The sequence below is a fragment of the Streptomyces sp. NPDC000941 genome (assembly GCF_053599555.1).
The window spans coordinates 1-17,200 of the sequence record NZ_JBSFMM010000027.1 but is presented as its reverse complement, the minus strand read 5'-3'; the positions used below and the strand labels follow the sequence as shown (position 1 = coordinate 17,200).

16 protein-coding genes and 1 pseudogene are annotated in these 17,200 nt (G+C 71.9%); 13 read left to right on the top strand and 4 right to left on the bottom strand.

What is annotated here, in order from left to right; translation table 11 throughout:
- Nucleotides 1-171: 171 nt before the first annotated feature.
- On the top strand, nucleotides 172-882 hold the full coding sequence (locus ACWDSL_RS11815) for a TetR/AcrR family transcriptional regulator (RefSeq protein ID WP_450484223.1): 711 nt from the start codon (nucleotides 172-174) through the stop codon (nucleotides 880-882).
- Here the strand turns inward: ACWDSL_RS11815 and ACWDSL_RS11810 are convergent.
- Nucleotides 873-2,348 (bottom strand): LVIVD repeat-containing protein, encoded by a 1,476-nt coding sequence (locus ACWDSL_RS11810; RefSeq protein ID WP_450484221.1) that lies wholly within the window; start codon nucleotides 2,346-2,348, stop codon nucleotides 873-875. The genes ACWDSL_RS11815 and ACWDSL_RS11810 overlap by 10 nt on opposite strands.
- A gap of 224 nt (nucleotides 2,349-2,572) precedes the next feature.
- On the opposite strand from ACWDSL_RS11810, the gene ACWDSL_RS11805 reads away from it, so the two are divergent.
- The 3 genes from ACWDSL_RS11805 to ACWDSL_RS11795 all read left to right on the top strand — a co-directional run bounded on the left by ACWDSL_RS11805 (nucleotide 2,573) and on the right by ACWDSL_RS11795 (nucleotide 6,384).
- On the top strand, nucleotides 2,573-3,289 hold the full coding sequence (locus tag ACWDSL_RS11805; RefSeq protein WP_450484219.1) for a DUF305 domain-containing protein: 717 nt from the start codon (nucleotides 2,573-2,575) through the stop codon (nucleotides 3,287-3,289).
- Between the two features lie 210 nt (nucleotides 3,290-3,499).
- On the top strand, nucleotides 3,500-4,846 hold the full coding sequence (locus ACWDSL_RS11800; RefSeq protein WP_450484217.1) for an FAD-dependent oxidoreductase: 1,347 nt from the start codon (nucleotides 3,500-3,502) through the stop codon (nucleotides 4,844-4,846).
- A 131-nt stretch (nucleotides 4,847-4,977) separates the two neighbouring features.
- Entirely contained in the window at nucleotides 4,978-6,384 is a 1,407-nt protein-coding gene (locus tag ACWDSL_RS11795; RefSeq protein WP_450484215.1) for a nucleobase:cation symporter-2 family protein, read from the top strand.
- Here the strand turns inward: ACWDSL_RS11795 and ACWDSL_RS11790 are convergent.
- Nucleotides 6,289-6,678 (bottom strand): ArsR/SmtB family transcription factor, encoded by a 390-nt coding sequence (locus tag ACWDSL_RS11790; RefSeq protein WP_450484213.1) that lies wholly within the window; start codon nucleotides 6,676-6,678, stop codon nucleotides 6,289-6,291. The two genes, ACWDSL_RS11795 and ACWDSL_RS11790, sit on opposite strands and share 96 nt — an antisense overlap.
- A 144-nt stretch (nucleotides 6,679-6,822) precedes the next feature.
- Between ACWDSL_RS11790 and ACWDSL_RS11785 the strand changes: the two genes are divergently transcribed.
- From ACWDSL_RS11785 to ACWDSL_RS11760, 6 genes are all read left to right on the top strand, one after another.
- Nucleotides 6,823-7,920 carry an NADH:flavin oxidoreductase/NADH oxidase gene (locus ACWDSL_RS11785; RefSeq protein WP_450484211.1) on the top strand — a complete coding sequence of 366 codons (1,098 nt, stop codon included), beginning with the start codon at nucleotides 6,823-6,825 and terminating at the stop codon, nucleotides 7,918-7,920.
- Between the two features lie 100 nt (nucleotides 7,921-8,020).
- Nucleotides 8,021-9,106 (top strand): WD40/YVTN/BNR-like repeat-containing protein, encoded by a 1,086-nt coding sequence (locus ACWDSL_RS11780; RefSeq protein ID WP_450484209.1) that lies wholly within the window; start codon nucleotides 8,021-8,023, stop codon nucleotides 9,104-9,106.
- A gap of 64 nt (nucleotides 9,107-9,170) precedes the next feature.
- Nucleotides 9,171-9,848, top strand: coding sequence for a uracil-DNA glycosylase (locus ACWDSL_RS11775; protein WP_089510105.1), 678 nt, complete (start codon nucleotides 9,171-9,173; stop codon nucleotides 9,846-9,848).
- A 39-nt stretch (nucleotides 9,849-9,887) separates the two neighbouring features.
- Nucleotides 9,888-10,703 carry a phospholipid scramblase-related protein gene (locus ACWDSL_RS11770; RefSeq protein WP_450484207.1) on the top strand — a complete coding sequence of 272 codons (816 nt, stop codon included), beginning with the start codon at nucleotides 9,888-9,890 and terminating at the stop codon, nucleotides 10,701-10,703.
- Between the two features lie 21 nt (nucleotides 10,704-10,724).
- Nucleotides 10,725-11,921, top strand: a complete 1,197-nt coding sequence (locus tag ACWDSL_RS11765; protein WP_450484205.1) for an N-acetylglucosamine kinase — start codon at nucleotides 10,725-10,727, stop codon at nucleotides 11,919-11,921.
- A gap of 140 nt (nucleotides 11,922-12,061) precedes the next feature.
- A complete protein-coding gene (locus tag ACWDSL_RS11760; RefSeq protein WP_450484203.1) occupies nucleotides 12,062-13,063 on the top strand; it encodes a sirohydrochlorin chelatase in 1,002 nt (333 codons plus the stop codon).
- A gap of 81 nt (nucleotides 13,064-13,144) precedes the next feature.
- Here the strand turns inward: ACWDSL_RS11760 and ACWDSL_RS11755 are convergent, their stop codons facing one another.
- Together ACWDSL_RS11755 and ACWDSL_RS11750 are read right to left on the bottom strand one after the other, a co-directional pair.
- Entirely contained in the window at nucleotides 13,145-14,206 is a 1,062-nt protein-coding gene (locus ACWDSL_RS11755; RefSeq protein WP_450484201.1) for a lactonase family protein, read from the bottom strand.
- 117 nt (nucleotides 14,207-14,323) lie between these two features.
- Nucleotides 14,324-14,779: pseudogene (locus ACWDSL_RS11750) on the bottom strand (FUSC family protein); the annotation flags it as partial.
- Between the two features lie 35 nt (nucleotides 14,780-14,814).
- Between ACWDSL_RS11750 and ACWDSL_RS11745 the strand changes: the two are divergent.
- The 3 genes from ACWDSL_RS11745 (at nucleotide 14,815) to ACWDSL_RS11735 (ending at nucleotide 17,064) form a co-directional block, all read left to right on the top strand.
- Nucleotides 14,815-15,294: an Lrp/AsnC family transcriptional regulator gene (locus ACWDSL_RS11745; protein WP_450484199.1), complete on the top strand. Its 480-nt coding sequence runs from the start codon at nucleotides 14,815-14,817 to the stop codon at nucleotides 15,292-15,294.
- A 26-nt stretch (nucleotides 15,295-15,320) separates the two neighbouring features.
- Nucleotides 15,321-16,055: an HAD family hydrolase gene (locus ACWDSL_RS11740; RefSeq protein WP_450484197.1), complete on the top strand. Its 735-nt coding sequence runs from the start codon at nucleotides 15,321-15,323 to the stop codon at nucleotides 16,053-16,055.
- Nucleotides 16,056-16,131: 76 nt separating this feature from the next.
- Nucleotides 16,132-17,064, top strand: coding sequence for a D-alanyl-D-alanine carboxypeptidase family protein (locus ACWDSL_RS11735; protein ID WP_450484195.1), 933 nt, complete (start codon nucleotides 16,132-16,134; stop codon nucleotides 17,062-17,064).
- The last annotated feature ends 136 nt before the right edge of the window (nucleotides 17,065-17,200 follow it).

Below are 17,200 nucleotides of genomic sequence, written 5' to 3'. Positions count from 1 at the left end.
ACGACCCGTCACAACGACCCGTCATAGACGCGGCAAAGCCGTCGATTTCGGGCGATCCCCCGCGTCGCCCGAAATCGACGGAGTATCGGGGCCGCCCAGGGCACGGTGGCGGACAACCCGAGACCTCACTGAGTATATTGGCCAAGAGCCAGTCAACGCAGGAGTTACAGCATGTCCCCCCGCAGCGCTTCGGTCAATGAGGAGTTGCGCCGTCGGTCCCAGGAGCGTCTCCTCCAGGCGACGGTCGAGCTGGTCGGCGAGCGCGGCTACGAGGCGACGACGCTCGCCGATATCGCCGACCGGGCGGGGGCCGCGCGCGGCCTTGTCTCCTACTACTTCCCCGGCAAGCGCCAGTTGCTGCAGACGGCCGTGCACCGGCTGATGCATCTGGAGCTGGCCAAGGGGCTCGAGCGCGAGCCGCTGCCGGAAGGCGAGGACGCGGGCCGGGAGTGGCTGGCGCGGGCGATCGACGCGATCCTGGGGCTCGCTGTGGAGCGTCCGCGGCTGATGCGGACGCATATGGCGGGCATCCTGACGGCCGAGGGGTTCATCAAGTGCGCCGAGCAGCAGCGGCTGGCCGCGCTGCTCCGCGAGACGATGGTCCGGTACGGATCGTCGGAACCGGACGCCGACTATGTGCTGTTACGCGCGCAGCTGATGGGCGCGGTGGTCGCGGTGCTGCTGCCGGGGGCCCCGGTGCCGGTCGAGCGGCTGCGGGCCGAGCTCTTCAACCGCTACAAGCTGGACTGGGAGTTGGGCGTACCGCCGGGCGCGCAGGCGGGCGATGAAACAAACGCCGGAGCAGACGGCGAAACAGGTGGTGAAACAGGTGGTGACGCCCCGGACGGCCGGAAGCCGTCCGGGGCGGACGGTCAGCGGTAGTCGGGCTGCGTCTGTACGTTCAGCTCGCTCAGCCGCACCGACTTGGCACCGTCGGTGCGCCGGTCGTCGATCTTCAGGACGTCGAAGCCCTTGGCGATGTCGTTCGAGTAGATGTAGCCGTTGTAGTAGTACGCGGACCAGGAGCCCCCGCCCACCAGCGTGTCGGCGGAGATGGGACCGCGCTCGAAGTAGCCGATCTCCTTCGGGTTCTTGGAGTCGGTGAACTCCCAGATGGACACGCCGCCCTGGTACCACGCCTGGACCATGATGTCGCGGCCCTTGACCGGTATCAGCGACCCGTTGTGGGCGACGCAGTTCTCGGTGTTCGCCTGGTAGCGCGGGATCTTGTAGTAGTTCCGGAAGACCAGCTTGCGGCGGTCGCCCTTGCCGACGATGTCGTAGATGCCGTCGGCGCCGTGGTCGGGGCCGACCTCGGCGTTGCAGGTCGCGGCCCCGCCGCCGCCGAGCTCGTCGGTGAACACGACCTTGTTGCCGCGCTCGTTGAAGGTCGCGGAGTGCCAGAAGGCAAAGTTGACGTTGTCCTCGACCCGGTCGATGACGCGCGGCTTGGCGGGGTCGGCGATGTCCAGCAGGACGCCGTCACCCATGCAGGCGCCCGCCGCCAGCTTGAGCTTGGGGAAGCTGGTGATGTCGTGGCAGCCGGTCGTCTTGGACACGCCCGGGTTGGTGGGCGCGCCCGGGTTGCCGCCGTCCGGGAAGAGCACCGGGAAGTCGACGACGGCCGACTTCTCGGGCGCGCGGCGCGGCACCTTGATGACGGAGATGCCGTCGTGCGGCGGCTGGCAGTCCGGGAAGGTGGCGTCCGGGGAGTACGAGGAGACGTAGATGTAGACGTTGTCCCGCTCGGGCACCAGGGTGTGGGTGTGCGAGCCGCAGGAGGTCTCGATGGCGGCGACGTACTTGGGCTCGGTCTTGTCGCTGATGTCGAAGACCTTCATGCCCTCCCAGGACGACTTCTCCGTGGCGGGCTGCGTGGTGCTGTTGCAGGAGTTGTCGCTGCGCGAGGAGTCCGTGGAGAGGAAGAGCAGGTTCCCGGAGACGCTGATGTCGTTCTGCGAGCCCGGGCACAGCACCTGGCTGACGGTCTTCGGCTGCTTCGGGTTGCTGATGTCGTAGATGACGAAGCCGTCGTAGTTGCCCGCGAAGGCGTACTTGCCCTGGAAGGCCAGGTCCGAGTTGGTGCCCTTGAGGGCCTGCTTGGGGATGTTCGTCAGATGGCTGACGTTGTCGCTGTGGACGATCTCGTCCACACCGGGTATCTCGCCGCCCTTGATGGCCGCCTTGACCTCATCGGCCTGCCCGTTGGACACCCGTTCACTCTTCGGGGTGGCTCCGGGGTCGGGCGTCGCGGCCGCCGGGCTCGCGGCGAACAGCGAGGCGAGCAGACCGAAGGCGGCTACGGCGGTGCCGAGGTGCCGGGGGCGCATCGAGGGTCTATGGCGCATCTGGAGTCTGTGCCACGGCTTCAACTGCGTCCTCCCTTCTTTCCCGTTCGGGATCGAACGATGTGTAGGCGTGGGCCGTGGGCAGTATCGCTCGATCCATGTACACCTCAACAGTCGGCAATGAATATGTAACGAAGATTCCTTGCATGGATCAGCCACTTACGTGCTAATACGGTCAGCACAGCTCGTAAAAGTCTCTGGAGGTCACGGTGTTGATCCGGCGTATGACCACGACCGCCCGTGCCGCACGCGCCGCCTCGCTCGCGGTCGCGGCGGTGGCCGCGGCCCTGGCGCTGGCCCTCACCGGCTGCGAGGCCGACAGCGGCGACAAGGCCGGTGACAAGGCCAAGGACTCCGGGCCCTCGGTGATCGCGCCGGGCAAGCCCGGGGAGGCGGCCAAGAAACTGACGGCCGAAGAGGCGGCGAAGGCGAAGGACGACGACTCCCCCAACGCGGCCGATTTCAGCTACGTACGCATGATGATCCAGCACCACCGGCAGGCCCTGGTGATGACCGCCCTGGCCCCCGACCGGGCGAAGTCGTCGAAGGTCAAACGGCTCGCCGAGCGCATCTCCGCCGGGCAGAAGCCGGAGATCGAGGCGATGAAGGGCTGGCTGAAGACGAACGGCGGCACTGACGGCGGCACTGACGGCGACACCGACGGTGGTACGGAAGGCGGTACGGCGGGCCACGAGGGCGGGCACGACCACGGCTCCATGCCCGGTATGGCCACCCAGAAGCAGCTGGATCAGCTGCGCGCCGCCGGCGGAGCCGAGTTCGACAAGCTCTTCCTCAAGCTGATGATCACCCATCACTCCGGCGCGATCTCCATGGCCACGGACGTGCTGGCGCAGGGCAACAACGTGAAGGTGGAGGAGATGGCGGACGACGTCATCGCGCAGCAGAGCGCCGAGATCCGGCGGATGCAGCAGCTCGGATAGCTCGGACAGCGCACATCGCGTGAATCACGGACAGCTCGCGGCGGGCGCCCGGCTCCGGGCGCCCGGCTCTGGTCCGTAACGCCGGCCTCCGCTCCGGAACGTCAGCTTCCGGCCTCGGCTGTCACCCGGGAGCCTGTTGTCCGGCGCGTAAGCCGGACCTTAGCCCCATCGGGTGCGATGCTGGAGACATCCTGCGGAAGGAGCTCCGCCGTGCTTCGCGTAGCAGTCGTCGGATCCGGGCCGAGCGGGGTCTACGCCGCCCAGGCGCTCGTCCAGCAGCAGGCCGTGCCCGATGTGGCCGTGGATGTGCTGGACCGGCTGCCCTGTCCGTACGGGCTGGTGCGCTACGGGGTCGCCCCGGACCACGAGAAGATCAAGTCGCTGCAGAACACCCTCCGCACGGTCCTGGAGCACCCCCAGGTCAGCTTCCTGGGCAATGTGCCGGTGGGGCCGGCACCGCTGGTGCCCGAGCGACTGCTCGGGCTGTACCACGCGGTCGTGTACTGCGTCGGGGCGGCGTCCGACCGCCGGCTCGGCATTCCCGGGGAAGAGCTGCCGGGCAGCTTCTCGGCCACCGAGTTCGTCTCCTGGTACAGCGCCCACCCCGACTCGGCGATCGACGCCTTCGCCCTGGGCGCGCGCTCGGCCGTGGTCATCGGGGTCGGTAATGTCGCGGTCGACGTGGCGCGGGTGCTCGCCCGCGGGGCGGAGGAGCTGCGCGCCACCGATGTACCGCACGCCGCCCTCGACGCGCTCGCCGACAGCCAGGTCACCGATGTGTACATGGTCGGCAGGCGCGGTCCGTCGCAGGCCAAGTTCACCACCAAGGAGCTGCGCGAGCTCGGCGCGCTGGCCGGCGCCGATGTGCTGGTGCGGCCCGAGGAGCTGGCGATGGACCCGGCGTTCGCCGACCCGTCGCGGCTGCCGGGACCCATCCGGCGCAATGTGGAGGTGCTGCGCGACTGGGCGCGCCACGAGCCCGTGGGCCGGCCGCGCCGGATTCATCTGCGCTTCTTCCTGCGCCCGGCGGCGGTGCTCGGCGAGGGCGCCGTACGGGCGGTGCGGTTCGAGCGGACCGCGCCGGACGGGACGGGCGGGGTCGCCGGGACCGGCGACTTCGAGGACGTACCGGCGCAGTTGGTCCTGCGCTCGGTCGGCTACCAGGGCGTACCGCTGCCCGGGCTGCCGTTCGCCGCGGCCAGCGGGACGGTCCCGCATGAGCAGGGGCGGGTGGTGCGCGGCGGCGCGCCCTCGGCCGGCGAGTACGTCGCGGGGTGGATCAAGCGGGGGCCGACCGGGGTCATCGGGACGAACCGGTCGTGCGCCAAGGAGACCATCGCCTCCCTGCTGTCCGACGCCACCGCCCTCGCCGCGCGCCCGGTGACCGAGGACCCGCGGGCGGCGCTGCGCGCGATGGGCCTGGAGCCGGTGGAGTGGCCCGGCTGGCTGCGGATCGAGGCGGCGGAGTCGGCGCTCGGGCGGGCGTTGGGGCGGCCTCGGGTGAAGATCCCGGACTGGCCCGGACTGCTGACCGCGGCCCGCGACGCCCGGGGCTGAGCTCCGCCCCTTCCCAGAACACACAGCCGCAACGCCGGTGAAATCAACAGACTGTTCAAGGCTTCTATCGTCGCGCCCAGTTGTCGTGCTACCCACTCCCCAGCATTCCCGTAGCCGCAAAAGGAGCCGCCATGAAGCCCGCACGCCATCCCGTGGACGAGGTCCCGCCGCCCGGACAGCTCGCGGCCTTCGGTCTGCAGCATGTGCTCGCGATGTACGCGGGCGCGGTCGCCGTGCCGCTGATCGTCGGCGGCGCGATGAAGCTGCCGCCCGCGGATCTGGCGTACCTCATCAACGCGGATCTGCTGCTGTGCGGGATAGCGACCGTGCTGCAGTGTGTGGGGCTGTGGCGGTTCGGCGTACGGCTGCCGATCATGCAGGGCTGTACCTTCGCGGCGGTCACCCCGATGGTGCTGATCGGCACCGGGGGCGGCGGGCTGCCGGCGATCTACGGTTCGGTGCTCGTCTCGGGCCTTGCGATGATCCTGCTCGCGCCGGTCTTCGGGCGGCTGCTGCGCTTCTTCCCGCCGCTGGTGACCGGCACGGTGATCCTGGTCATCGGCCTGTCGCTGCTGCCGGTGGCGGGCAACTGGGCGGCGGGCGGCCAGGGTTCGGCGGACTTCGGGGCGCCGAAGAATCTGGGGCTGGCCGCCGGGGTGCTGATCACCGTGCTGGCCGTACAGCGCTTCGCGCCCGGCTTTCTGGGCCGGGTCGCGGTGCTGGTCGGCATCGTGGCCGGAACGGCGGCGGCCGTGCCGCTCGGCTTCACGGACTTCTCGGGGGTGGGCGACTCCGACTGGGTCGGTGTCTCCACGCCCTTCCACTTCGGCGCCCCGACCTTCGAGGCGGCTGCTGTGGCGTCGATGCTGGTGGTCGCCGTGGTGTCGATGACCGAGACGACCGGGGACTTCATCGCGGTGGGCGAGATGACCGGCCGTGAGGTCGATGCCCGGCGGCTCGCGGACGGGCTGCGCGCGGACGGTGCGGCCACCCTGCTGGGCGGGGTCTTCAACACCTTTCCGTACACGGCCTTCGCCCAGAACGTCGGCCTGGTGGGGATGACACGGGTGCACAGCCGGTGGGTGGTGGCCACGGCGGGCGGGATTCTGGTGCTGCTGGGGCTGGAGCCCAAGCTGGGCGCGCTGGTCGCGGCGGTCCCGGCGCCGGTGCTGGGCGGGGCCGGTCTGGTGATGTTCGGAACGGTCGCGGCGAGCGGGCTGCGGACGCTGGCCGGGGTGGACTTCCGGGACAACCACAACCTCACGGTGGTCGCGGTGTCGGTCGCCGTCGGGCTGCTGCCGGTGGGCGTGCCGGGGGTCTATGAGCAGTTCCCGCACTGGTTCCAGACGATCATGACCAGCGGGATCAGCGCGGGCTGCCTCACCGCCATCGCGCTCAACCTGCTCTTCAACCATCTGCCGACCGGGGCCGGTCGGGCGGCGTCAGCGCCCGCCGGCCGCCAAGCCGCCGGGGACCAGGTCCTGGCGGTCGGCGGCGAGCAGGACGCTGTCGAGCAGTCCGGGGAACAGCGCGTCTAGATCCTCGCGGCGCAGCGCGTTCATCTTGGCGGTGCCCCGGTAGATCTGGTTGATCACCCCGCACTCCCGCAGCACCCGGAAGTGGTGGGTGGTGGTGGACTTGCTCACCGGCAGGGGGATATCCGAACAGGCCAGCTCGCGGGCCTCCCCCGCCAGGGTCCGCACCACCCGCAGCCGCATGGGGTCGGACAGCGCGTGCAGCACGTCTTCGAGGCGGACGGCGTCGCGCGCGGGGTGCTCCAGCGCACGGCTGGTCGACGGCGGCGGGGCGGGGGCGGGGGTCTGCGGCTGCACGGCTGCTCCTCGGTGCCTCGTGTGCCTCGTGACGAGATCCCATTGTACGAGACCCCTCGTAGTTTGACGTTTGGCGTACTACGAGGGTTATCGTACGAGCGATCCACTGGCGAAGACCCGAGAAGACCTGAGACGGAGCCTGCCGTGAGCGCGCTGTTCGAGCCCTACACCCTGCGGTCACTGACCATTCCCAACCGGATCTGGATGTCCCCCATGTGCCAGTACTCCGCCGAGGTCAGCGGCCCGGACGCGGGCGTGGCGGGCGACTGGCACTTCTCGCACTACACCTCGCGCGCCGTCGGCGGCACCGGCCTGGTCCTGGTCGAGGCCACCGCCGTCAGCCCGGAGGGCCGGATCAGCCCCGCCGACCTGGGCCTGTGGAACGACACCCAGACCGAGGCGTTCCGCCGGATCACCGCGTTCCTCAAGGAGCGCGGCACCACGCCGGGCATCCAGCTGGCGCACGCCGGACGGAAGGCCTCGACCGACCGGCCGTGGCTGGGCGGCGGGCCCGTGGCCGAGGACGGGGGCGGCTGGCAGCCGCTCGGGCCCAGCCCGCTGCCGTTCGACGAGGGCCACCCGGTGCCCGAGGAGCTGACGGTCGAGCAGATCCGGGAGATCGTGGGCCAGTTCGCCGAGGCGGCGCGGCGCGCGCTGGCCGCCGGGTTCGAGGTCGCCGAGGTCCATGGCGCGCACGGCTATCTGATCGGCGAGTTCCTTTCGCCGTACAGCAACCGCCGCACCGACGAGTACGGCGGGTCCTTCGAGAACCGGACGCGCTTCGCGCTCGAGGTCGTGGACGCCGTACGCGCGGTGTGGCCGGACGAGCTGCCGCTGTTCTTCCGGATTTCGGCGACCGACTGGCTGACCGAGGACGACTCCGACGAACGCCAGGGTTGGACCGCCGACGACACCGTACGGTTCGCGCGGAAGCTCACCGCCCATGGAGTGGACCTGCTGGACGTCTCCACCGGTGGCAACGCGGCGCGGGTGCGGATCCCGACCGGCCCGGGCTACCAGGTGCCGTTCGCCGCGCGCGTCCGGGCGGAGACCGGGCTTCCGGTCGCCGCGGTCGGCATGATCACCGAGCCTGAGCAGGCCGAGAAGATCGTCGCCGGCGGTGAGGCGGACGCCGTGCTGCTCGGCCGCGAGCTGCTGCGCGACCCGTACTGGGCGCGGCACGCGGCGCGTGATCTCGGCGCGGTCGCCACGGTCCCGCCGCAGTACGGCCGGGCCGTCTGAGCTGGGGTGTCGTGAGGGAGCGGGCCGTTGTCAGTGGTGGGGTGCAGACTCTGAGGTGCTGACCGTGTGACGCCGGACACATCGCAAGGAGTGATGCGCCATGGATGACGTCCTGCTCGCCATCGGCACCCGCAAGGGGCTGTTCCTCGGGCGCCGTGGGGGCGGGGGCTGGGACCTGACCGGTCCCCACTTCCCGATGCAGGCGGTGTACTCCGTCGGCATCGACACCCGCCGTACGGTGCCCCGGCTGCTGGCCGGGGCCGACAGCTCGCACTGGGGTCCGTCGGTCTTCCGCTCCGACAACCTCGGGCGCACCTGGCACGAACCGCCCGCGCCCGCAGTGCGGTTCCCGGAGGGCACCGACACCTCACTGGAGCGGGTCTGGCAGCTGCACCCGGCCGGGCCCGCCGCGCCCGATGTGGTGTACGCGGGCACCCAGCCGGGCGCCATGTTCCGGTCCGAAGACGGCGGCGAGACCTTCGCGTTCGTACGGAGCCTGTGGGAGCACCCACAGCGGCCGGAGTGGGGCGCGGGCTTCGGCGGGCAGGCGGTCCATACGGTCGTCACCGACCCCCGCGACGCCGATGTGGTGCTGGCGGCCGTGTCCTCGGGCGGGGTGTACCGGTCCGCGGACGGCGGGGCGAGCTGGGCCCCGTCCAACACCGGGCTGAAGGCGGAGTTCCTGCCCGATCCGTACCCGGAGTTCGGCCAGTGCGTGCACAAGATCGCGCCGGATGCGGTGGACCCCGACCGGCTGTATCTGCAGAACCACGGCGGGGTGTACCGCAGCGACGACGCCGGGGCGACCTGGCTGGAGATCGGCAAGGGGCTGCCCGCCGACTTCGGATTCGCCGTCGCCGCCCATCCCCGGCGCGGCGGTGTGGCCTATGTGTTCCCGGTCAGCGACGGCTCGGACCGCTATCCGCCCGGCTACCGCTGCCGGGTCTTCCGCACCGAGGACGCGGGGGCGTCGTGGTCCGAGCTGTCCGCCGGGCTGCCGAAGGCCGACCACTACGGGGTGGTGCTGCGGGACGCGCTGCGCACGGACGACGCCGACCCGGCGGGCGTCTACTTCGGCAACCGCAACGGCGAGGTGTACGCGAGCGCGGACGACGGGGACAGCTGGCGGCTGGTCGCCGAGCACCTTCCGGACGTGCTGTGCGTACGGGCGGCGGTGGTGGGGTGAGCCGAGGGACCTGCTCGGGTGAGGTGGCGCACGGCCACGCGCTGAACCACTAGAGTGACGCGACGTGGCTGCACGACCGTTGAACGAAATCGTAGAAGCAGGCTGGGCCAAGGCACTTGAGCCGGTCGAAGGACGCATCGCCGCGATGGGCGATTTCCTGCGGGCCGAGATAGCGGCGGGGCGCACCTATTTGCCGGCCGGACAGAATGTGCTGCGCGCCTTCCAGCAGCCCTTCGACGAGGTACGCGTCCTGATCGTCGGTCAGGACCCCTATCCGACGCCCGGCCACGCCGTGGGGCTCAGCTTCTCGGTGGCCCCCGAGGTGCGCCCGCTGCCCGGCAGCCTGGAGAACATCTACCGCGAGCTGCACACCGACCTCGGCCTGCCGCGCCCGTCCAACGGCGATCTGACCCCGTGGTCCGCGCAGGGCGTGCTGCTGCTCAACAAGGCGCTGACCACCGCGCCGCGCCGGCCCGCCGCGCACCGCGGCAAGGGCTGGGAGGAGGTCACCGAGCAGGCCATCCGGGCGCTGGCCGCGCGCGGCCGCCCCTTGGTGTCCATCCTGTGGGGCCGCGACGCCCGGAACGTGCGCCCGCTGCTCGGCAGCCTGCCCGCCGTGGAATCCGCGCACCCCTCCCCCATGTCCGCCGACCGCGGCTTCTTCGGCTCACGTCCGTTCAGCCGGGCCAATGACCTCCTGGTACAGCAAGGGGCCCAGCCGGTGGACTGGCGCCTTCCCTGACGGCTTCCTTCCTGGTGAGGGGCGGGTAGTCTGCCCGCCATGACGACACATCCGAACACCCCTGCGGGCTGGTACGCCGACCCGCAGGGCACGCCCAACCTGCTGCGCTGGTGGGATGGCGCGCAGTGGACCGAGCACACCCACCCCGGCCAGCCCGGGCAGGTGCCGCAGCAGCAGGCGCCGGTCGCCGACCCGGCCAAGGTCCAGCGCCAGGTGCAGCAGCAGGCGGGCGTCGCCCCGGTCTATGCCGGCGGCGGCACGCTCTTCAGCGAGCCGGTGCTGGTGGTGAACCAGAAGGCCAAGCTGATCGAGCTCACCAACGAGTACAGCGTCTTCGACCAGCACGGGCGCACCATCGGCTCGGTGGTCCAGGTCGGCCAGAGCACCCTGAAGAAGGTGGCTCGGTTCGTCTCCAGCCTCGACCAGTTCATGACCCACAAGCTCGAGATCCGCGATGCCCAGGGCCAGCCGCATCTGGTGCTCACCCGCCCGGCGAAGTTCATCAAGTCCAAGGTGCTGGTGACGCGCCCGGACGGGCAGCCGGTCGGCGAGATCGTGCAGCAGAACGCCATCGGCAAGATCAACTTCGCCATTCAGGTCAACGGCCAGCAGATCGGCGCCATCAAGGCGGAGAACTGGCGCGCCTGGAACTTCGCCATCGTCGACCACACCGACACCGAGATCGCCCGGATCACCAAGACCTGGGAAGGTCTGGCGAAGACGATGTTCACCACCGCGGACAACTACGTCCTGCAGATCCACCGCCAGCTGCCCGACCCGCTGCTGAGCCTCGTCGTGGCCACCGCGCTGACCGTGGACACCGCGCTCAAGCAGGATGCGCGCGGGTTCGGCTGACCGGTGGGTGACAGTACAACGGTGGGTGACAGTACGGAGCAGGGATTCGTACTCGGCATCGACTCCGGCGGCTCCGGCGTCCGAGTCGCGCTCGCCCGCGCCGACGCCCCGTACGAGGGAGACGGGGACGGCGGCGAGGAGCGGGGCGGCGGTGGGGGCGACGGCCCGGCGAGCGGGCTGACCTGGTCCTCGTCCGTGCCCACGCCCGCCGTGGTCGGCGACCGGGGCATCGACGCGGACAGTCTGCTCGCCCGGGTCCTCCCCGCCGCCCGCGCACTGCTGCGCGAGGCGGGGGCGGACCGTGTGGCGGCGGTGTGCGTCGGCGCCGCGGGCATGGCCTCGCTCGGCGACGATCTGCGCGCCAAGCTGCCGGACGCGCTGGCGAGTTCGCTGGGCATCCGGCGGCTGGCCCTGGCGGCCGACGGGGTGACCGCCTACGCCGGCGCCCTGGGCCAGCGGCCCGGCGCGGTGGTCGCGGCCGGCACGGGCCTGATCGCGCTGGGCGCCCTGCCGGGCGATACGGCGGACGCGGGCGGCGCGGACGGCGGCGGGGACGGTGACGGCGGCGGGGAAAGTACGGCCCGTTCGGCTGCCGGTGCCCGCGGGGGCGGCGGCTGGCGCCGTGCCGACGGCTGGGGCCATCTCCTCGGCGACTGCGGCGGCGGGGCCTGGATCGGCCGGGCCGGACTCGAAGCCGCGATGCGCGCGTACGACGGGCGCGAAGGCGGCTCACAGCCGCTGCTGGCGCGTCTGGAGGCGGTCTTCGGACCTGCGGGCGAGCTGCCGGGGAAGCTGTATCCGCGCCCCGACCGGCCCGCCGTGCTGGCCTCGTTCGCGCCCGAGGTCGGGCGCTGCGCGGAACAGGATCCGGTCGCGGCCGCGATCCTGTGGGACGCCGCACAGCACATCGCACAAGCCGCGGAGGCGGTCTGCCCGGATGTGGAGGGGTGTGTGGTGGCACTCACCGGCGGCCTCTTCCGTATGGGCGCGCCCCTGCTCGTACCGCTGCGCGCCCAGTTGGCCGAGCGGCTGCCGAACGCCCGGGTGACCGAGGCGGCCGGGGATCCGCTGGCCGGCGCGGTGCGCATCGCCACGGCGCTCGCCACGAACTCGCTGCGCCTGCCGCTGGACGCGGCGCTGTTGCGCGTCATGGACATCGTCATGGACGTCGGCATGGACATCGGCATGGACATCGGCTCGGTCGCGCCGGAGTCTTAAACCCGCCATCGCCCGGCGTCAAGGCAAACAGCGGTAAAGCGAACAGTGTCGAACAACACGGCTCGGCAAATAGGGACAGAAGACCCCGCGTCGCACCCTCCCGAACAGTCGATCACAACAAGCGACTAACATGCGGCGCCATGAGCTCCCCCACTGGGCCCGCGTCCGGCCTGCCTGTACGAATGCCGCGTCCCCGCCAGCCCGGACGGCACCGCCGACCGGAGCCCGTGGTCGCCCCTGTAGGCGCCCCTCCGCTGGTGCTGGCCGTCCCGGGCTCTCCTGACGACGCCACCCGGAGCCTGGCCGAGGAGGTCCTGAGCATCGCCCGCTCCGAGCTGCCCGGCCTCGACGCCCGGATCGGGTACGTGGACGGCGACGGTAACGGGGAAGGTGCGAGCGAGGACTTCCCGGCCCTTGAGGGCGTGCTCACCCGCGCGGCGCAGGAGCGCGGCGAGCGCGCCCGCCGGGCCGCCGCGGCGGCCAAGGCCAAGGCTGAGGCGGAGGCCGAGGCGCTGGGTGAGGAGGGCGCGGCCGCGGTGGCCGCCGCCGAGCCCGCCGTCACCGACGAGACCGCCTCCGCCGTCGTCGTGCCGCTGCTCGCCGGGCCGGACAACGCGCTGCTGCGCCGGATACGCCAGGCCGTCAAGCACAGCGGCTCCGCCGCCGAACTCACCGACGTCCTCGGCCCGCATCCGCTCCTCGCCGAGGCCCTGCACGTACGCCTGTCGGAGGCGAGCCTCGCCCGCGCCGACCGCGCCCGCCTCTTCACGGTCGCCACCGCCGCGGACGGGATCGTCCTCGCCACGGTCGGCGGCGCCGAGGCGGCCCAGGCCGGCGGCATCACCGGCATGCTGCTCTCCGCGCGCCTGGCCATACCGGTGATGGCCGCCGCGCTGGACGAGGACGGGGCCGTCGTCCGCGTCGCCGAGCAACTGCGTACGGCCGGCTCCACCCGGCTGGCCCTCGCCCCCTACCTCATCGGCCCCGAGGTCGCGGCCGACCTCCCCGCGGCCGCCGCCGAAGAGGCGGAGTGCGCGGCGGCGGAGCCGCTCGGCGCGTACCCGGCCGTGGGCAAGCTGGTGCTGGCGAAGTACGCGACGGTCCTGGGCATCAAGCTCCAGCCGAACCCGGCCATGCGCTGACGCCGCGCTGAGCCGTACGGGTACATGGCGGCCCCCGCCACAGGGGCCGCCGCTTGCGCGGCGGGGCGGTCGGTCGCCCGCTCAGGCGAAGATCACGCACGAGGCCGCCGGGGCGGCGAGGGAGCCTGTGAGAGTGGGCACGCCCGACGACGGGTCGATCCGGAACCAGGTCACATCGCCGGAGCGCTCGTTCGCGGCGTAGAGGTGGCGGCCCGAGGGGGCGAGGGTCAGGTCGCGGGGCCAGTGGCCGCCGCAGGGGGTGGTGGTGACCAGCGTCATCGTGTCGCCGGACGCGTCGAGGGCGAGGGTCGCGACGCTGTCGTGGCCGCGGTTGGCGACCCAGGCGAACCGGCCGTCCGCCGAGACGACGATCTCTGACGGAAAGTTGGGGACGTCCGTACCGCTCGGCAGGACGCGTACCTCGCCGAGCGGGTCGAGGGTGCCGGACGCCGCGTCCCAGCGGCACACCGTGACCGTCGGGTCCAGTTCGTTGACGACGTAAGCGCGCTCGCCGCGGGGGTGGAAGGCGAGATGGCGCGGGCCGCTGCCGGGGCGCAGCCGGGCCTCGCGGTGAACCCGCGGGGTCACTCCAGCTCCCCCACCCGTACCCGCCGCGTACACCCACACCGAGTCCGTCCCCAGGTCGACCGCGAGCACCCAGCGCCCCGACGGGTCCGGCACGACGGCGTGCGCGTGCGGGCCCTCCTGGCGAACGGCGTCGGGGCCGCTGCCCTCGTGGCGCAGCACCGCCGACGGCTCGGCGAGCGCGCCGTCGTCCCGGACCGGGAGCGCGGTGACGCTTCCGGAGCCGTAGTTGGCGGTGAGGAGGTGCCCGGCGGCGAGTGCGAGGTGCGTCGGGGCGGCGCCGCGCACCGGTACGGGGGTGCCCAGCGGGACGGGCGGCCGGGTGGTGTCTGCGACGCGGAAGGCGGCGGCCGCGCCGTCGTCGGTCTCGCTCACCGCGTAGAGGGTTCCGCCGCCGGGGGCGAGCGCGAGGTAGGAGGGGTTGGGCACGGCGTCCGTGCTGTACAGGGCGACCAGCGCGCCTGTCTCCGCGTCCACGGACGCGACCGTGACTCCGGCGCCGCCCGCCGAGGTGAACGACCCGATGTACGCCCGCTGTCCACTGCCTGTGGTGCTCACCGCACTGCCCTTCCGCCGACTTTACAGATGCAGCCCGACGGTAACGCAGCGGTCTAGACCAACCCGGCCAACTCCCCCAACTCCCCCAACTCCCGAGTATCTCGCCGCTCGCGCGCGTCACGCCCCCGCGAGCGGCGCCCGCGCGCCGCCGTACAGCGGTGCCGCGAGCCCGGCGAGCGCCACCTCCAGGCCGTGGAGGTGGGCGAGGGCGCGCTCCGCACCCGGGTGATGGTGCGGCTCGGCACCGGGCGCGGTGGGCTCGGCGGCGGGGCGGACGGCGGGGTTCACCAGGCGCCCCACCGCGGCCTCGACCCGCAGACAGGCGGCGCTCAGCCGGGCGTCGTGCGAGGCGTCCGGGTCGGCGGCGAGCTCGGCGAGGCCGCGTACCTGCCGGGCGCAGTCGTCGAGGGCCACCATGACCTGCCGGGCCCGGGACTTACGGGCGCGCAGCGGGCTGAGCGGGTGCAGCAGCGGGGCGATCGACATCCGCAGCCTGGCCAGCACCGCTTCGAGTTCGGCCACCCGAGGCGCGGGGTCGGCGGCCGGGTCACCCGCGAGCCGCCGTCGCGAAGATCCTGCGGCTGCTCCTGGAGCAGCCGCGCACCAGCGTGCGCGAGTACGCCCGGGTCCTGGGCGTCGCGCGCGGCACCGTACAGGCGCGGCTCGACCGCCTGGAGCGGGACGGGGTGATCACCGCCTATGGGCCGAGCGTGTCCCCGGCCGCCCTCGGCCATCCGGTGCTGGCCTTTGTCCATATCGAGGTCACCCAGGGCCATCTGGACGACGTCGGCGACGCGCTCGCCGAAGTGCCCGAGATCATCGAGGCGTTCTCGATCACCGGCGCCGGGGATCTGCTGACCCGGGTCGTGGCGCGGGACAACGAGCATCTGGAGGATGTCGTCCAGCGGCTCATCCAGCTGCCGGGCGTGGTCCGCACCCGCACCGAGATGGCGCTGCGCGAGCGGGTGCCCCACCGGGTGCTGCCGCTGGTCGAGGCGGTGGGGCAGGCGGCAGCCACGGCCAAGCGGGAACGGGCGGCGGCCCCGACCGGACGGGACCAGGCGGCGCGAGCCCGCCGGGAGGGCTGACCGCCCCGCTTGGCATGCTGGTGCCCATGACGTCCCGCACCACGCCCCACGCCTCCCGCACCCCGGCGGTCCTCTTCGACCTGGACGGCACGCTCGTGGACAGCGAGCCGCACTACTACGAGGCGGGGCGGCTGACCCTGGAGCGGTACGGGGTCACCGGCTTCACCTGGGAGCACCACTCCCGCTTCATCGGGATCGGCACCCGCGAGACCCTGGAGACCCTGCGCGCCGAGTACGGCATCGACGCGCCCGTGGACGAGCTGCTGGCCGTCAAGAACCGCCACTACCTGGAGCTGGTGGGCACCGCCGCCACGGCATTCCCCCAGATGCGCGCGTTCGTGGAGCGGCTGCACACCGCCGGGCACCCCCTCGCCGTCGCGTCCGGGTCCTCCCGCGCCGCGATCGACGCCGCGCTGGAGGCCACCGGGCTGGGCTCACTGCTGACCGTGCGGGTCTCGGCGGAGGAGGTCGGCCGCGGCAAGCCGGAGCCGGACGTCTTCCTGGAGGCCGCGCGCCTGCTGGGCGCTGCCCCGGCCGAGTGTGTGGTGGTGGAGGACTCCGCGCCCGGGGTCGAGGCGGCGCGCCGGGCCGGGATGCGCTGTATCGCGGTGCCCTACGTCCCGGACGGCCGGCGGCCCGGGAGCGACGAGGGCGAGGGCCAGGACGGCGCCGCGTTCGCCTCGGCCGGGCTGATCTTCGCGGGCGGCCAGCGGGAGTTCGACGCACACATCGCCTACGACTGGGTCGCACAATCGAACTGACGCCCCGATTTCCGTCCCTCCGTCACCCGATGGAATGATGCGCTCGCCCGCGAAATTCCTAGAAGATGGAGGGCATATGAGGAGATTAGGGGGAACCGCGGTGCGTCGCTGGGGAGCGGCCGTCATCGCATCCACGGCGGCCGTATCGCTCGCGCTGCCGGTATCGAGCGCGCAGGCCGCCGGCGGTCCGTCGGGGATCAGCGCCAAGGGCGCTTATCTGCTGGACAACACCGCCAACAAACAGCTGTGGGCCAAGGCCGCCGACACCAAGCGGCCGATGGCGAGCACCACCAAGCTCATGACCGCGGTCGTGGTGCTTGACTCCCGGGGGCTGAATCTCAGCAAGAAGGTCGCCGTCAAGCAGTCGTACATCGACTACGTCGCCCGGGTCGGCGGCAGCAAGGCGGACCTGAAGAAGGGCGACAAGCTCACCGTCAAGCAGATGCTGTACGCCCTGATGCTGCCGTCCGGCTGCGACGCGGCCATGGCGCTCGCCGACACGTTCGGCACCGGTGACACCACGGCCAAGCGCACCAAGTCGTTCATCTCCCAGATGAACAAGAAGGCGTCCGCGCTGGGGATGACCAAGACCCACTACGACACCTTCGACGGCATCTCGTACGGGGGGCAGAACTACACCACCCCCCGCGACATGGCCAAGCTCGCCCGGCATGCGCTCGGCAACTCCACCCTCTCCACGGTCGTCAAGTCCGTCGACACCGTTCAGAAGGCGCCGGCGGCCAACGGCAGGACGAGGACGTACTCCTGGAACAACACCAACCGGCTGCTGGGTTCGTACAGCGGCGCGATCGGCATCAAGACGGGCACCGGTACCGCGCCCGGCAGGTGCCTCGTGTTCGCCGCCAAGCGCAACGGGCGGACGGTGGTGGGCGTGATTCTCAACGCCCCGAAGCGGTACCCGGACGCCAAGAAGATGCTCGACTGGGCGTTCAACTCCAGCACCACGGTGAAGTGGCGCCAGCTCCCCAAGGGCGCGCAGCAGGACTGATCCGCTCAGTCCCCCAGCGCTCGTGAGCGCGTGACGCCCCGTCCGGACCGGCTCCCGGCTGTGCATGGCCAGCGCCGGCACCGGCTACAAGCTGTCGCTGGGCGCGGACGGGCCGCCCGGCTCGTACCAGGACTTC

Coding starts and splice junctions, on each gene's coding strand:
- ACWDSL_RS11780 (WP_450484209.1), top strand. CDS start 8,021: ATGGATGACGTCCTGCTCGCCATCGGCACCCGCAAGGGGCTGTTCCTC.
- ACWDSL_RS11760 (WP_450484203.1), top strand. CDS start 12,062: ATGAGCTCCCCCACTGGGCCCGCGTCCGGCCTGCCTGTACGAATGCCG.
- ACWDSL_RS11805 (WP_450484219.1), top strand. CDS start 2,573: ATGACCACGACCGCCCGTGCCGCACGCGCCGCCTCGCTCGCGGTCGCG.
- ACWDSL_RS11770 (WP_450484207.1), top strand. CDS start 9,888: ATGACGACACATCCGAACACCCCTGCGGGCTGGTACGCCGACCCGCAG.
- ACWDSL_RS11740 (WP_450484197.1), top strand. CDS start 15,321: ATGACGTCCCGCACCACGCCCCACGCCTCCCGCACCCCGGCGGTCCTC.
- ACWDSL_RS11795 (WP_450484215.1), top strand. CDS start 4,978: ATGAAGCCCGCACGCCATCCCGTGGACGAGGTCCCGCCGCCCGGACAG.
- ACWDSL_RS11735 (WP_450484195.1), top strand. CDS start 16,132: ATGAGGAGATTAGGGGGAACCGCGGTGCGTCGCTGGGGAGCGGCCGTC.
- ACWDSL_RS11815 (WP_450484223.1), top strand. CDS start 172: ATGTCCCCCCGCAGCGCTTCGGTCAATGAGGAGTTGCGCCGTCGGTCC.
- ACWDSL_RS11810 (WP_450484221.1), bottom strand. CDS start 2,348: ATGCGCCATAGACCCTCGATGCGCCCCCGGCACCTCGGCACCGCCGTA.